Raw genomic sequence first — 13759 nt, 5'->3', positions numbered from 1 at the left:
GATCAAATTTTGTATGGGAAAGACAACGTATTGACCCCGCATTTGTCGACGGTCGATAGGAAAGTGCATATAATTTCCGCCCAAGCCGTAGGGAAGATTCACGCTCTAGAAGTGCGTCTCCACCAGCGGCCCAGGTCGGTGTTGGAGCACATTACCGGTATTGTTTCGCGCTGTTGCTTACCTTTAACCATAAAAGGACGTGATCATGAAGAAATCCCTCCTCGTAGCTTCCCTGTTGGCTGCTGTTGCACTGGCTGCTTGCAACAAGAGCGCTGATCAAGCTGCTTCGTCGGCTGCAAGCGACGCAGCTGCTGCTGCTTCGTCGGCTGCTTCGGCAGTTGCTGGTGCTGCGAGCGACGCTTCGGCTGCTGCTTCGTCGGCAACGGCTGCTGCGAGCGACGCTGCTGCTGCAGTGGCGTCGGCTGCTTCGGCAGCGACGGCTGCTCCGGCTTCGGGCGCAAGCCAGTAAGTCTCAGCGTCAGCTGAAAAAAAACCGGCCCGAGGGCCGGTTTTTTTTTACGTCTGCGGGTTCCGGATCGATCGCCCGTCAGCCGCACCGGACCGCCGAAGCGGCCCTGCCCCGCTCATCCGAGCATCAGCCAGTCGAATCCCGCGTCCTGCGTGGCCACGACCACCTCCTCCCCGCTCGTCCCCAGCACGCCGGCAAACGCCTGGCGCGCCAGTTCCGGCAGGTTGTTCTGCTGGCTCAGATGCGCCGCGACCAGGTGCTTGAGGCGGCTGCGTTCGAGCGACGCGAGGATGTCGGCCGCCGCGTCGTTGCTCAGGTGGCCGTGGTTGCCGCCGATCCGCGCCTTCAGCGACTGCGGATAGCGGCTCGCGGCCAGCATCGCGGGGTCATGGTTGGATTCGAGCACCAGCGCGTCACAGCCGCTCAGGACGGCCGTGATGTGCGGCGTGGCCATCCCGACGTCCGTCAGCACGCCGAGCCGGCTGCAGCCGTCCATAAAGACGAACTGGAGCGGTTCGCGCGCATCGTGAGGAACCGTATAGGGCATGACGGCCAGATCGCGTATCGCAGCCGTCTCGTCGCCCCACAGCACATGGAGATCGACATCGGCTTCGTCCGCGCCTACCGCGCGCGCGGTGCCCCAGCTCATGTAGAGCGGCAGCGACGCGCGCCGGGCGAGCGTCAGCGCGCTGCCGACGTGGTCGCTGTGTTCATGGGTGATGAGGATCGCATCGAGGTCCCCGATGCAGAGATTCAGTCGGCCGAGCCGGCGCTCGACCTCCTTGGCAGAAAAGCCGCAGTCGAGCAACACGCGGGTGGTCGTCGTGCCGCTCGAGGCCTCGACGACCAGCGCGTTGCCTTCGCTGCCGCTTCCGAGGCTGGCGAATCGCACGCGCTCAGTTCAACTGCGCGTGCAGCAGCGAAATGATCCGCTGCGCGTCCGACGAGTTGTCGATCTGGCCGTTTGCGCCGACCACCGCGACCTGCGTGCCGCCGTTGCCTTGCGCACGCACGTTGACCAGGAATTCCCTGCCCGGCTTCGCCGCCGCCGGACCGCCATAGAACAGCTTGCCGAACAGGCCGTCGCGCTTGAGCTCTTCCATCGAATTCGCATAGCGCACGGTGTACACACCCTTCTCGCGGTCGCGATTGTCGACCGTGAAGTTGGTACGGTCGAGCGCGAGGCCCACGCGCAGCCATGCACGGTCGAACGACTCGGACAGCTGCAGCGTCGCGGCGCCGCTGCTCGTGTCGCTGACCTGCGCCGGCGCCGTCGCGGGACGCGCATCGGTCAGCAGTTGCTTCGCCTGCGCGTCGGTCAGGCCGAACTTCTGCATCAGCTTCGACAGGAACACGGCTTCGAGCACCGGGTTGCGCGGACGCTCTTCCCAGCGCGACGACGTGCCGCCCTGCGGGCCGACCATCATTTCTTCCATCGCGCTGTGCGTGATCGAGATGTCGGTATTGCCGTCCGACGTGCGGTTCACGAGCGTACGGAAACGGTCGCGCGTGCCGGACGAGTACGCGAAATCGATGACCTTGCCGATCGTGCGGCGGAACCAGTCGTCGGGAATGTTCGCGCGGTTCTCGGCCCAGTCGGTGGCCATGATGCCCGTCGACGGCGCATCGGTCTTCAGCGAGAAGCCGTTCTCCTGCCAGAATTCCTTCAGGATCGGCCACAGCTGCTCGGGCGTCCGGCCATCGACGACGAGCCAGCGGCGATCGCCGTCGCGCTCGATGTGCATGCCGAGCGGATCCTGCGCGCTCGGGATGCCGTCGGTCGCGTTGCCGGCCTGCGTCGTGGCCCGTGGCGGCAGCGTGCCGAGCCCCGCGTTGGTCGGCGGCGCGACGAACTGCTGGGTCGTCGGCACCGGCTTCAGGTCGCTCGGCACCGCAAGCGGCGGCGCCGAACCGGTGTTCTTGTAGTTGACCCGGTCGGGAGCCAGGTAGTCGTTCAGCGTATCGCAGCCGGCGAGCGCGCCCAGCGCCAGCGCCACCACCGACATCTGGATGGCGCGAGAGGAAAAGGCGAAACGTTTCATGAAATCCTTCGTCTTGCTTGAACGCTCGTCAGGAGCGGCGCCGGACGGAGCCGGCCGGTGCGGGTTGATCAGGGGTCGAGCCGGCGGCCGCAGGACGCGGCCGCCTCGGCATCAGGCGAGGACGCCGGCCTCGACGAGGGCCGAACGCACGGCATCGTGGTAGCGCTCGTCGAGCGCCGTGAGCGGCAGCCGGATGCCACCCTGCATCTTGCCCATCGCCTGCAGCGCCCACTTCACCGGAATCGGGTTCGCCTCGATGAACAGGTTCTTGTGCAGCGACAGCAGCTTCATGTGCAGTTCGCGGGCCGTCTGCACGTCGCCGGCCAGCGCCGCACGACACAGCTCGCTCATCGCGCGCGGCGCGACGTTCGCCGTCACCGAGATGTTGCCGTGGCCGCCGAGCAGCATCAGCGCGATCGCGGTCGGATCGTCGCCGCTGTAGATCGCGAAATGCTTCGGCGCGGCCTTGATCAGGTGCGCGGCGCGATCGATGTTGCCGGTCGCTTCCTTCACGCCGATGATGCCCGGCACTTGCGCGAGACGCAGCATCGTCTCGTTCGCCATATCGGCGACCGTGCGGCCCGGCACGTTGTACAGGATCACCGGCAGGTCGACCGCTTCGGCGATCGTCTTGAAGTGACGGTACATGCCTTCCTGCGTCGGCTTGTTGTAGTACGGCACGACCTGCAGCGTCGCATCCGCGCCGACAGACTTCGCGTGCTTCGTCAGCTCGATCGCCTCGGCGGTCGAGTTGCCGCCCGCGCCCGCGATGATCGGGATGCGTTTCGCCGCATGCTCGACCGCCGTGCGGATCATCAGGATGTGCTCTTCGACGTTGAGCGTTGCCGACTCGCCGCTCGTACCGACGACGACGAGCGCATCGGTGCCTTCCGCGATGTGCCAGTCGATCAGTTTGCGAAACGCCGGCAGGTCGAGACTGCCGTCTTCGAGCATCGGGGTGACGATCGCGGGGATGCTGCCGCGGATTTGAATGCCGTCTTGGGTGCCGTTAGCCATGAAACGCGATTGATTGTGTACCGGTAAACGTTGAGATTGTAGCGGATTAGCCGGGCAGTTCGTAACGTGGAATTCCCGCCCCCGCCTTCGGGGTCGCGCCCTCGCGCACTGCGCAGAGACGCTGGACGAACGCCTCGCGCGGCGCGGCGACGAAACCGTCCTCGTACGCGACCACCCGCAGGCGGCCGTGCACGGCGTCCAGCAGCTCGCCCGGAGCGAGCAGGAACGCGGGGTTGGACGGTTTGCCGACCGTTTCGTTTCCTTGCGCGAAAGTTTCGTAGATGAGCACGCCGCCCGGCGCCACCGCGTCGATCAGATGGGGCCAGAGCGGACGATGCAGATAATGGGTAACGATCACGGCGGCAAACCGCTCGCCGGCCGGCAGCGGCCACGGCGCGCCTTCGAGATCGGCGTCGCGCGCATCGACGCCCGCGATCGTGCGCAACGCAGCCAGCGCGGCCGGGTCGCGGTCGAGCGCGACGACCGGATGCCCGTGCGACGCGAACCAGCGCGCATGGCGGCCGCCGCCAGCAGCGACGTCGAGCACCGCGCCGCCCGCCGGAACGAGCGGCGACCATCGGGCGACCCAGCGCGATGGCTCGGCCTGTGCGACGTGGCCGCCCGCGGCGGCGATGACGGATTCGTTCATGCGCGCGGACCGGATCAGTTGTACGACAGGCCCATCGCGTCGCGCACGTCGCGCATCGTTTCCGTCGCGTACTTGCGCGCCTTGTCGCAACCGTCCGCGACGATCGCGCGCAGCAGCGACGGATCGTCCATGTACTTCTGCGCGCGCTCGAGCATCGGCTGCTGCTCGCGCAGGATGCCTTCGACGACCGGCTGCTTGCAGTCGAGGCAGCCGATGCCCGCCGAGCGGCAGCCCTTCTGCACCCACTCGTGCGTCGCTTCGTCCGTATAGACCTGGTGCAGCTGCCACACCGGGCACTTGTCGGGGTCGCCCGGATCGGTACGGCGCACGCGCGCCGGATCGGTCGGCATCGTGCGGACCTTCTTCGTGATCGTGTCGGCGTCTTCACGCAGGCCGATCGTGTTGCCGTACGACTTGGACATCTTCTGGCCGTCGAGGCCCGGCATCCGGGACGCTTCAGTCAGGAGCGCCTGCGGCTCGACGAGGATGATCTTGCGCGCGCCTTCGAGATAGCCGAACAGGCGCTCGCGGTCGCTCATCGACAGGCTCTGCGATTCCTGCAGCATCGCACGCGCCTGTTCGAGCGCCTCGTCGTCGCCTTCCTGCTGATACGCGTTGCGCAGTTCGTGATAGAGCTTCGCACGCTTGCCGCCGAGCTTCTTCGCGGCCTCGAGCGCCTTCTCCTCGAAACCGGGCTCACGACCGTACAGGTAGTTGAAGCGGCGCGCAATCTCGCGCGTCATCTCGACGTGCGGCACCTGATCCTCGCCGACCGGCACGAGCGAGCCGCGATACAGCAGGATGTCGGCCGCCATCAGCACCGGGTAGCCGAGGAAGCCGTAGGTCGACAGGTCCTTGTCCTTCAGCTTCTCCATCTGCTCCTTGTAGGTCGGCACGCGTTCGAGCCAGCCGAGCGGCGTGCTCATGCCGAGCAGCAGTGCGAGTTCCGCGTGCTCGGGCACCTTGCTCTGGATGAACAGCGTCGCCTGCGCCGGATCGATGCCGGACGCGAGCCAGTCGATCAGCACGTCCCATACGTTCTTCTCGATGACCTCGGGAGTCTCGTAGTGCGTCGTCAACGCATGCCAGTCGACGACGCAGAAGAAGCACGGGTACTCGGACTGCAGCTTCACCCAGTTTTTCAGCACGCCGTGGTAATGACCGAGGTGCAGCGACCCGGTGGGTCGCATGCCGGAGAAAATACGTTCTGGGAACATGATTGTGGTTAGAAAAGCGAGGCGAATGGGGACAGGATGGCGCTCAGCACGGCGTAGCCGACGTTGACGAGCGGGCGCAGCCAGAAGTTCGTCAGCACGCCCGTCGCGACCAGCACGAGGACGATGATGAAACCGTACGGCTCGATGCGCGACAGCACGATCGATTGCTTCGGCGGCAGCAGCGCCGCCAGGATGCGGCCGCCGTCGAGCGGCGGCAGCGGAAACAGGTTCAGCACGCCGAGCACGAGGTTCGCGCTGACGCCGGCAAACGCCATCCGCGTGAAGAACGGCTCGTCGACGCCGACCGCGGGCAGCACGAGGGTCAGCAGGCCCCAGATCAGCGCCTGCACGAAGTTGCAGGCCGGGCCCGCGAGCGCTACCCACAGGCTGCCCCAGCGCGGATCGCGCAGGTTGCCGAACGAAACCGGCACCGGCTTCGCATAGCCGAACAGGAACGCGCCGCCCGTCAGGAAATACATCGCGAGCGGGATCGCGATCGTGCCGATCGGATCGATGTGGCGCATCGGATTGAACGACACGCGCCCCATCACGTAGGCGGTGTTGTCGCCGAGCAGGCGGGCGGCGTAGCCGTGCGCGGCCTCGTGCAACGTGATCGCGAAGATCACGGGCAGCGCGTAGACGGCGATGGTCTGTATCAGGGAAGCATCCATATCGCGTTATTGTAACAAGCGCCTTCGCGCAAAAAATGGAACGTCGCGCGCTTACGCGGGCGAGAGTCCGAACGGTTCGAGCGCGCCGCGCCCCGCGCGCACGAGTTCCGGCTCGTCGCCCGTCAGGTCGATTACCGTCGACGGCTCGCGCGGGCACGCGCCACCGTCGATCACGAGATCGACCTGTTTCTCGAGCCGCGCACGGATGTCTTCGGGATCGTTGAGCGGCTCGTCGTCCGGCGGCAGGATCAGCGTCGTGCCGAGCAGCGGCTGGCCGAGCGATTCCAGCAGCGCGAGCGTGATCGCGTGATCGGGCACACGCAGCCCGATCGTCTTGCGCGACGGGTGCGACAGCCGGCGCGGCACTTCCTTCGTCGCCTGCAGGATGAATACGTACGGGCCCGGCGTCACCGACTTGATCTGCCGGTACTGGCGGTTGTCGACCATCGCGAAGTTGGCGAGCTCCGACAGGTCGCGCACGAGCAGCGACAGGTGCTGTTTCTCGTCGAGGCCGCGAATCCGGCGCACCCGCTCGACCGCATCCTTGTCGTCGAGATGGCACGCGAGCGCATAGCTCGAATCGGTCGGCATCGCGATCACGCCGCCCTTGCTGACGATCTCGACGGCCTGCTTGATCAGGCGCGGCTGCGGATTATCCGGATGAATCCTGAAGAACTGGGACATGGAAGCAGGTAAAGAGGGAAAAGTCGGATACGCGCGTCGGCCACGACGCGGGCGGCGGGCAGCCGCCCGGCGTCAGAGCCAGCGCTCCCAGACCGGTGTCAGGTCGGACGGCAGCGGCGGCAGGCTGCCGAGCTCGACGCGGCCCTCGCCCGGCGCATGGAAATCCGAGCCGCGCGACACTTCGAAGCCGAAGCGGCGGGCAACGTCCGCGTACTCGCGGTACTGGTCGGGCGTGTGGCTGCCCGTGATGACCTCGATCGCGCGGCCGCCCAGATCGATGAACTCGCCGAAGAACGCGTCGAATTCGATGGGCGTATAGCGGTAACGGCCCGGATGCGCGACCACGGCTTCGCCGCCCGCCGCGCGGATCCACCCGACCGCGTCGGACAGCGCGGCCCAGCGATGCGGGACGAACCCGGGCTTGCCATCGCCGAGCAGGCGGTCGAACACGTCGGACGTCGATTCGGCGTGGCCGTGCTCGACGAGAAACCGCGCGAAGTGCGTGCGCGAGATCAGGTCGGGATTCGATACGTACTTCAGCGCGCCTTCGTACGCGCCGGGGATGCCGAGCGTCTCGAGCTGCGCGCCGATCGCCAGCGCGCGCGCGGCACGGCCGTGGCGCGTGCGATACAGGCCGTCGACGAGCGTCGGGTTCGCGGGATCGGTGTTCAGGCCGACGATGTGCACGGTGCGCGATGCCCACGTGACCGAAATCTCGACGCCGCTCAGGTAGCGCATGCCGAGCGCTTCCGCTTCGCTGCGCGCCTCCGCCTGGCCGCCGATCTCGTCGTGGTCGGTCAGCGCCCACAGGGTCACGCCGCCGGCATGGGCGCGGCGCGCGACGTCGGCAGGTGACAGCAACCCGTCGGAAACATTCGAATGGCAGTGGAGATCGGCGTTCATTGTCGGTATGGCAGGTAAGGCTTCATTCTACTGCAATGCGGCAATTGCACCGCCAGCCCGCCCCCCCGCCGCCGCGCACCTACGCGCAGAACGCCTCGATCAGCGCCGCGATCTGCTCGGGCTGGTCGTGATGCACCATGTGACCGGCATCCTCGACCAGCTTCTCGCGCCAGTCGGGGAACGCGCTGAAACGCGCCTTGAATTCCGGCAGCGGGATGTCGCCGGCGAGGTGCGCGAGCGTCGGCGAATTGACGGCCTCGACGTGCAGCACCTTCGCGCGCACCTGCGTCCAGGTGGCCATCACCTCGTCGAGCCAGTACAGCAGCGGGCCGGGCATCTTGTGCGCGGGGTCGGCCAGCAGGTGATAGAGGCCGTCGTCGCCGCGCTTCGACCAGTGCGCGGCGAGGAAGGCGGCGCGGTGCGGGTCGAGCCGCGGATTGGTCCTGGTCAGGCGCGCCGCCACCTCGTCGAGGGACGCGTAAGGCCGCAGCGCGGGCGGCTCGCGCAGCTCGTCCAGCCAGCCGCGCAGCCGGCGCGGCGCCTGCTCGGCCCGCGCGGGCGCGAGCCCGAAACCCTCGAGGTCGACCACGCGGCGCACGCGTTCCGGCCGCGCGCCCGCGTACAGGCACACGACGTTCGCGCCCATGCTGTGCCCGACCAGGTTGACTTCGCCGGTCGGCGCATAGTGATCGACGAGCGCATCGAGGTCGCCCAGGTATTCGTGGAACCAGTAGTGGCCGCCGCCCTGCCGCGCGACCGGCCAGTCGGACAGCCCGAAGCCGCGCGCATCGGGCGCGATCACCTGCCAGTCGCCCGCGAGCGCATCGACGACGAACTGGAACGACGCCGCGACGTCCATCCAGCCGTGCAGCATGAACAGCATCGGCGCATCGGGCCGGCCCCAGCGCCGCACATGCAGCTTCACGCCGCGCACCGTGACGAAATCGGAAACAGAACTCGACGCACTCATTGCAGCCGCCAGAAAAAAGAATGATCGTTCGATTATAGCGGTCGCGCCTCTGTTCAGGCGGCCGGCATTCGAGGTCAAGCTCTAGCGGTCGAGTCGTTCAAGGGTCCGCCGGGAACCGCCACCGGTCGGGTGCGGGCCGGCCTGGCGGCAGACGACATGCAGCCGGACGCGATCCCGCTAACGCGCCGCGTTTCCGGCCGCTGCGTCCTGCGCGGCCAGTTCGTCGAGTTCGGCCTGCTCGAATCCGGCATCGCGACGCGCATCGAAGTTGAACGGGCCGCGCAGCCGTGGCGCATGGTATTGCTCGGCGAGCTGGCGGTAGGCCGGCACCGGCTCGCGGCCGGTTTCGTCGCACAGATACCGGAACCAGCGGTTGCCGATCGCAACATGACCGACCTCGTCGCGCAGAATCACGTCGAGGATCGCGGCCGACGCATCGTCGCCGGCCTGCACGAGCCGCGCGCGGATCGGCGGCGAAGCATCGAGCCCGCGGGCCTCGAGCGTGCGCGGCACGAGCGCCATGCGCGCCAGCACATCGCCCCTGGTCCGCTCGCACATCTCCCACAGCCCGTTGTGCGCGGGAAAATCGCCGTACGCATGCCCGAATGCCGCCAGCCGGTCGGACAGCAGCGTGAAGTGATAGGCCTCTTCGGCCGCGACCTTCAGCCAGTCCGCATAGAACGCGTCCGGCAGGCCCGCAAAGCGCCAGACCGCGTCGAGCGCCAGATTGATCGCATTGAATTCGATATGGGCGAGCGCGTGCAGCAGCACCGCGCGCCCTTCGGGCGAACGCATGCTGCGTCGCTCGAGCCGGCGCGGCTCGACCAGCGTCGGACGTCCCGGGCGCCCGGGCAGGCCGGCCGGTTCGCGCAGTTCGAGCGAAGGCGCGATCGCGGCCTGCCCGGCCAGCAGCGCGTCGTACAGCGATTTCACCTGCGCGGCCTTGGCCGCGGGTTCGGATGTGCGCAGCGCGTCGAGCGCTGCGTGGCGCACGCAGGCCGGCACATGACCGAAAGAAGAAGACTCCACGCTCATAAATGGGGACACCCTGCACGCGCATCGCTCGCGGGAGCGCATGCACGCGACGGTTTACAATATGCGATCGTTCCGCGGCGCAACGCGCCGGGCAAACCAGACGCGCCATTCTACCGGCGCCCATCACCGAAGAGACAAGGAGACTCCGTGACGATCTACAAGCTGGGCGATACGGCCCCGACGATCCACGAAAGCGTATTCGTCGCCGATACGGCGGCCATCATCGGCAAGGTCGTGCTCGAGGAAAACGCGAGCGTCTGGTTCGGCGCGACGATACGCGGCGACAACGAGACGATTGCCGTCGGCGCCGGCAGCAACGTTCAGGAAGGCGCGGTACTGCACACGGACCCGGGTTTTCCGCTGACGATTGCCGAAAACGTGACGATCGGGCACCAGGCGATGCTGCACGGCTGCACGATCGGCGAAGGTTCGCTGATCGGTATTCAGGCGGTGGTCTTGAATGGAGCGGTCATCGGCCGCAACTGTCTGGTTGGTGCGGGCGCGGTCGTGACGGAAGGCAAGACGTTCCCGGACAATTCGCTGATTCTCGGCGCACCGGCGAAAGTCGTGCGCGAGCTGTCGGCAGAAGACATCGCGCGGCTGCGCGCGAACGCGAAGACGTATGTCGAGCGGCGCGCGCATTTCAAGGAGCAACTCGTGCGGATCGGGTGATTCGCGCGGATTTCAAGGAAGAAGAGTGAGCGACCAGTTACAGAAATTCATGTTCAATGCGGCGCCCGTGCGCGGCGAGATCGTTTCGCTGCGCAATACGTGGCAGGAAGTGCTCGCCCGCCGCGACTACCCTGCCCCCGTGCGCACGGTGCTCGGCGAGATGATGGCCGCGTGCGCGCTGCTGTCCGCGAACCTGAAATTTCACGGCACCCTGATCATGCAGATCTTCGGCGACGGGCCGGTCCAGATGCTGGTCGTCCAGTGCGGTTCGGATCTGTCGATGCGGGCCACCGCGAAATTCTCCGGCGACGCGGCGCAAACGATCGGCGACGACACGAGTTTCGCGTCGCTCGTCAACGCGAGCGGCCACGGCCGCTGCGTGATCACGCTCGACCCGGCCGACAAGCTGCCGGGCCAGCAGCCGTACCAGGGCATCGTGCCGCTGAACGGCGTCGATGGCCCGCTCGAATCGGTATCGCAGGTGCTCGAGCATTACATGCACCACTCCGAGCAGCTCGACACGCGGCTGTGGCTCGCGGCCGATCGCGACCGCGCGGTCGGCATGCTGCTGCAGAAGCTGCCGGGCGACGGCGGCATCGTGCCGCGCAACGCCGAAACCGATATCGACACGTGGGAGCGCGTCTGCACGCTCGGCGGCACGCTGTCCGCGCAGGAACTGCTCGAGGTCGAACCGGAAGTCGTGTTCCGCCGGCTGTTCTGGCAGGAGAACGTGCAGCACTTCGAGCCGGCCGGCACGCGCTTCCAGTGCTCATGCTCGCGCGAGAAGGTCGGTGCGATGCTGCGCATGCTCGGCCGCGACGAAGTCGACAGCGTGATCGTCGAGCGCGGCCACGTCGAGATCCACTGCGAGTTCTGCAACCAGCGCTACGAATTCGATCCCGTCGACGTCGCACAGTTGTTTGCGGCACCGGGCGTCGAGACCGGCATCGCGCCGGCGACCGGCCAGCGTCACTGAGCGGCGCGCCCGATGCCCGCCGTCCGGGCACGGGCGCATAATGCGCACAAGCGTCGCACGCACGGCTCCGGCGCCGGAGGCTCGGCCTTCGGCGCAAGCCGCTTCCCGCCGTCGGCGCGCTGCAGGAGAAACACATGAATCGCCCGTTTCGCACCATCGTCCTGACGAGCGTTGCCGCCGGCACGCTCGCGCTCGCCGGCTGCGCGATGCCGCCGCCGACCTCCACGATCCTGAGCCGCCTGCCCGAACCGGGCGCGTCGGGCGGGCAGCCGCCCGCGCTGTCGAGCGCAGAACGCAAGCGCTACGACGAGATCGACCGGCAGGTGCTGCGCGAACAGAACAGCGCGATGGCGGCCGAGGCAGCCGCGCGCGCGTGGGCCTATTACTCGCCGCCGCCCGTGACCGTTTATGGCGGGTATTACGGCGGATGGGGAAATCGCTGGGGAACGGGTATCGGCTACGGCTACCCGGGCTGGTGGTGGTAAGCGATCGCCCGGCCGATTGAACACTGGCAGGAAATAAAAAAGCGCGGCATTTCCCGCGCTTTTTCAATGGGTTCGAGCTGCCGCGCTCAGTGATGCGCGGCCTTGCCCTTGTCGCCGCCATGATGCCGCGACGGCTTCGCGATCGACTGCGGATTCGGCACGACACGCACCGGCGCCGCCGACACGGCACCGCGCGTCGACGTGTTCGAAGGCGTATTGTTCAGCGGCACCGCCGGTGCATTCGGCGACACGAACTGCACGAATACTTCGCCGTCCTTCACCATGCCCATCTCGTAGCGCGCGCGCTCCTCGATGGCCGCGGTGCCGCCCTGCAGATCCTGCACTTCGCCTGCGGTCCGCTCGTTGCGCAGCTTCTCGTCCGCATTCTTCCGGAGCTGGTCGTCGAGTTGCTGACGCAATTCATGCACCCGCAGCCAACCGCCGTGTCCCCACCATAGGGGGTACTGAATGAGCGCCAGCAAGGCAATCAGGACGACAGTGACAAGCCGCATGTAAGAGACGCAGATATAAGAAGCGCCGCTCCGCGCACATGCACAGAGCGGCGTCGATATGACGAACCCGATATTAGCGCGTTAGCGCAGGTTATAGAAAGCCGATTTGCCCGGGTAGCTCGCGATGTCGCCGAGATCTTCCTCGATGCGCAGCAGCTGGTTGTACTTCGAGATGCGGTCGCTGCGCGACAGCGAACCCGTCTTGATCTGACCGGCGTTCAGGCCGACCGCGATGTCCGCGATCGTCGAATCTTCCGTTTCGCCCGAGCGGTGCGAGATCACGGCCGTGTAGCCAGCGCGCTTCGCCATTTCGATCGCCGCGAACGTTTCGGTCAGCGTACCAATCTGGTTGATCTTGATGAGAATCGAGTTCGCGATGCCCTTCTCGATGCCTTCCTTCAGGATGCGCGTGTTCGTGACGAACAGGTCGTCGCCGACGAGCTGCACCTTCTTGCCGAGGCGGTCGGTCAGCAGCTTCCAGCCTTCCCAGTCGCTTTCGTGCATGCCGTCCTCGATCGACACGATCGGGAACTTGTCGGCGAGCGTCGCGAGGTAGTCGGTGAATTCGGCCGACGACAGTTGCAGGCCTTCGCCCGCGAGCTGGTACTTGCCGTCGTGGTAGAACTCGGATGCCGCGCAGTCGAGCGCAAGCAGCACGTCCTCGCCCGCACGGTAGCCGGCCTTCTCGATCGCCTGCAGGATCGTCGACAGGCATTCGTCGTTGCTGCCGAAGTTCGGCGCGAAGCCGCCTTCGTCGCCGACTGCCGTGCTCATGCCGCGGTCGCTCAGGATCTTCTTCAGTGCGTGAAACACTTCCGCGCCGCAACGCAGGGCTTCACGGAACGTCGGCTGGCTCACCGGGACGATCATGAATTCCTGGATGTCGAGGCTGTTGTTCGCGTGCGCGCCGCCGTTGACGATGTTCATCATCGGCACCGGCAGCTGCATCGCGCCCGAACCGCCGAAATAGCGGTACAGCGGCAGGCCTGCCTCTTCGGCGGCAGCCTTCGCGACGGCCATCGACACGGCCAGCATCGCGTTCGCGCCGAGGCGCGACTTGTTGTCGGTGCCGTCCAGCTCGAGCAGCGTCTTGTCGAGGAACGCCTGTTCCGACGCATCGAGGCCCATGATGGCTTCGGAGATTTCGGTGTTGATGTGCTCGACTGCCTTCAGCACGCCCTTGCCGTTGTAGCGGCCGGCTTCGCCGTCGCGCAACTCGATCGCTTCACGCGAGCCCGTGGACGCGCCCGACGGCACCGCCGCGCGGCCCATCGTGCCCGATTCGAGCAGCACGTCGCATTCGACGGTGGGGTTGCCGCGCGAATCCAGAATCTCGCGGCCGATGATATCTACGATTGCACTCATGGGTTTCCTCTGAGAATGACGATGGATTCTTCAAACTGCGACGGCGTGCGTGCCGGAACCGCTTTCGCTACTGACGCGCGAAGCCGTCGCAA

15 protein-coding genes are annotated in these 13759 nt (G+C 66.7%); 3 read left to right on the top strand and 12 right to left on the bottom strand.

Features of this window, described 5'->3' with window-relative positions:
* Window positions 1–584: 584 nt before the first annotated feature.
* The 10 genes from DM992_RS09775 to DM992_RS09730 all read right to left on the bottom strand — a co-directional run bounded on the left by DM992_RS09775 (window position 585) and on the right by DM992_RS09730 (window position 9657).
* Window positions 585–1361, bottom strand: coding sequence for an MBL fold metallo-hydrolase (locus tag DM992_RS09775; protein WP_111016659.1), 777 nt, complete (start codon window positions 1359–1361; stop codon window positions 585–587).
* Between the two features lie 4 nt (window positions 1362–1365).
* Window positions 1366–2511 (bottom strand): outer membrane protein assembly factor BamC, encoded by a 1146-nt coding sequence (bamC, locus tag DM992_RS09770; RefSeq protein WP_111016658.1) that lies wholly within the window; start codon window positions 2509–2511, stop codon window positions 1366–1368.
* A 111-nt stretch (window positions 2512–2622) separates the two neighbouring features.
* On the bottom strand, window positions 2623–3528 hold the full coding sequence (dapA, locus tag DM992_RS09765) for a 4-hydroxy-tetrahydrodipicolinate synthase (RefSeq protein ID WP_034183581.1): 906 nt from the start codon (window positions 3526–3528) through the stop codon (window positions 2623–2625).
* 46 nt (window positions 3529–3574) lie between these two features.
* Window positions 3575–4177, bottom strand: a complete 603-nt coding sequence (locus DM992_RS09760; protein WP_111016657.1) for a class I SAM-dependent methyltransferase — start codon at window positions 4175–4177, stop codon at window positions 3575–3577.
* Between the two features lie 14 nt (window positions 4178–4191).
* On the bottom strand, window positions 4192–5394 hold the full coding sequence (locus DM992_RS09755) for a tryptophan--tRNA ligase (RefSeq protein WP_012328807.1): 1203 nt from the start codon (window positions 5392–5394) through the stop codon (window positions 4192–4194).
* 8 nt (window positions 5395–5402) lie between these two features.
* The gene (locus tag DM992_RS09750; RefSeq protein WP_111016656.1) at window positions 5403–6065 is read right to left on the bottom strand and encodes a site-2 protease family protein; all 663 of its coding nucleotides are present in this window, start codon (window positions 6063–6065) and stop codon (window positions 5403–5405) included.
* 51 nt (window positions 6066–6116) lie between these two features.
* Window positions 6117–6749, bottom strand: a complete 633-nt coding sequence (locus DM992_RS09745) for an L-threonylcarbamoyladenylate synthase (RefSeq protein ID WP_111016655.1) — start codon at window positions 6747–6749, stop codon at window positions 6117–6119.
* 72 nt (window positions 6750–6821) lie between these two features.
* Entirely contained in the window at window positions 6822–7652 is an 831-nt protein-coding gene (locus DM992_RS09740; RefSeq protein ID WP_111016654.1) for a 3',5'-nucleoside bisphosphate phosphatase, read from the bottom strand.
* A 79-nt stretch (window positions 7653–7731) separates the two neighbouring features.
* Complete coding sequence (locus DM992_RS09735; RefSeq protein WP_111016653.1) at window positions 7732–8622, bottom strand: alpha/beta hydrolase; 891 nt, start codon at window positions 8620–8622, stop codon at window positions 7732–7734.
* Between the two features lie 177 nt (window positions 8623–8799).
* Entirely contained in the window at window positions 8800–9657 is an 858-nt protein-coding gene (locus DM992_RS09730; RefSeq protein WP_111016652.1) for a ferritin-like domain-containing protein, read from the bottom strand.
* A 147-nt stretch (window positions 9658–9804) separates the two neighbouring features.
* Between DM992_RS09730 and DM992_RS09725 the strand changes: the two genes are divergently transcribed.
* From DM992_RS09725 to DM992_RS09715, 3 genes are all read left to right on the top strand, one after another.
* Complete coding sequence (locus tag DM992_RS09725; RefSeq protein ID WP_034183575.1) at window positions 9805–10329, top strand: gamma carbonic anhydrase family protein; 525 nt, start codon at window positions 9805–9807, stop codon at window positions 10327–10329.
* Window positions 10330–10354: 25 nt separating this feature from the next.
* Window positions 10355–11305, top strand: a complete 951-nt coding sequence (gene hslO / locus DM992_RS09720; RefSeq protein WP_111016651.1) for an Hsp33 family molecular chaperone HslO — start codon at window positions 10355–10357, stop codon at window positions 11303–11305.
* A 134-nt stretch (window positions 11306–11439) separates the two neighbouring features.
* Complete coding sequence (locus tag DM992_RS09715) at window positions 11440–11790, top strand: hypothetical protein (RefSeq protein ID WP_111016650.1); 351 nt, start codon at window positions 11440–11442, stop codon at window positions 11788–11790.
* Window positions 11791–11876: 86 nt separating this feature from the next.
* Here DM992_RS09715 and ftsB read toward each other — a convergent pair whose 3' ends face one another.
* A complete protein-coding gene (ftsB, locus tag DM992_RS09710; protein WP_039364737.1) occupies window positions 11877–12302 on the bottom strand; it encodes a cell division protein FtsB in 426 nt (141 codons plus the stop codon).
* An 81-nt stretch (window positions 12303–12383) separates the two neighbouring features.
* Window positions 12384–13667 carry a phosphopyruvate hydratase gene (gene eno, locus DM992_RS09705; protein ID WP_011352544.1) on the bottom strand — a complete coding sequence of 428 codons (1284 nt, stop codon included), beginning with the start codon at window positions 13665–13667 and terminating at the stop codon, window positions 12384–12386.
* Window positions 13668–13759 lie beyond the last annotated feature (92 nt).

The organism is Burkholderia sp. JP2-270 (genome assembly GCF_003233675.1).
Taxonomy (GTDB): domain Bacteria; phylum Pseudomonadota; class Gammaproteobacteria; order Burkholderiales; family Burkholderiaceae; genus Burkholderia; species Burkholderia pyrrocinia_C.
This window is presented reverse-complemented; position numbering and strand designations above follow the sequence as displayed.

Coding starts and splice junctions, on each gene's coding strand:
- bamC (WP_111016658.1), bottom strand. CDS start 2,511: ATGAAACGTTTCGCCTTTTCCTCTCGCGCCATCCAGATGTCGGTGGTG.
- dapA (WP_034183581.1), bottom strand. CDS start 3,528: ATGGCTAACGGCACCCAAGACGGCATTCAAATCCGCGGCAGCATCCCC.
- DM992_RS09760 (WP_111016657.1), bottom strand. CDS start 4,177: ATGAACGAATCCGTCATCGCCGCCGCGGGCGGCCACGTCGCACAGGCC.
- DM992_RS09755 (WP_012328807.1), bottom strand. CDS start 5,394: ATGTTCCCAGAACGTATTTTCTCCGGCATGCGACCCACCGGGTCGCTG.
- DM992_RS09750 (WP_111016656.1), bottom strand. CDS start 6,065: ATGGATGCTTCCCTGATACAGACCATCGCCGTCTACGCGCTGCCCGTG.
- DM992_RS09745 (WP_111016655.1), bottom strand. CDS start 6,749: ATGTCCCAGTTCTTCAGGATTCATCCGGATAATCCGCAGCCGCGCCTG.
- DM992_RS09740 (WP_111016654.1), bottom strand. CDS start 7,652: ATGAACGCCGATCTCCACTGCCATTCGAATGTTTCCGACGGGTTGCTG.
- DM992_RS09735 (WP_111016653.1), bottom strand. CDS start 8,622: ATGAGTGCGTCGAGTTCTGTTTCCGATTTCGTCACGGTGCGCGGCGTG.
- DM992_RS09730 (WP_111016652.1), bottom strand. CDS start 9,657: ATGAGCGTGGAGTCTTCTTCTTTCGGTCATGTGCCGGCCTGCGTGCGC.
- DM992_RS09715 (WP_111016650.1), top strand. CDS start 11,440: ATGAATCGCCCGTTTCGCACCATCGTCCTGACGAGCGTTGCCGCCGGC.
- ftsB (WP_039364737.1), bottom strand. CDS start 12,302: ATGCGGCTTGTCACTGTCGTCCTGATTGCCTTGCTGGCGCTCATTCAG.
- eno (WP_011352544.1), bottom strand. CDS start 13,667: ATGAGTGCAATCGTAGATATCATCGGCCGCGAGATTCTGGATTCGCGC.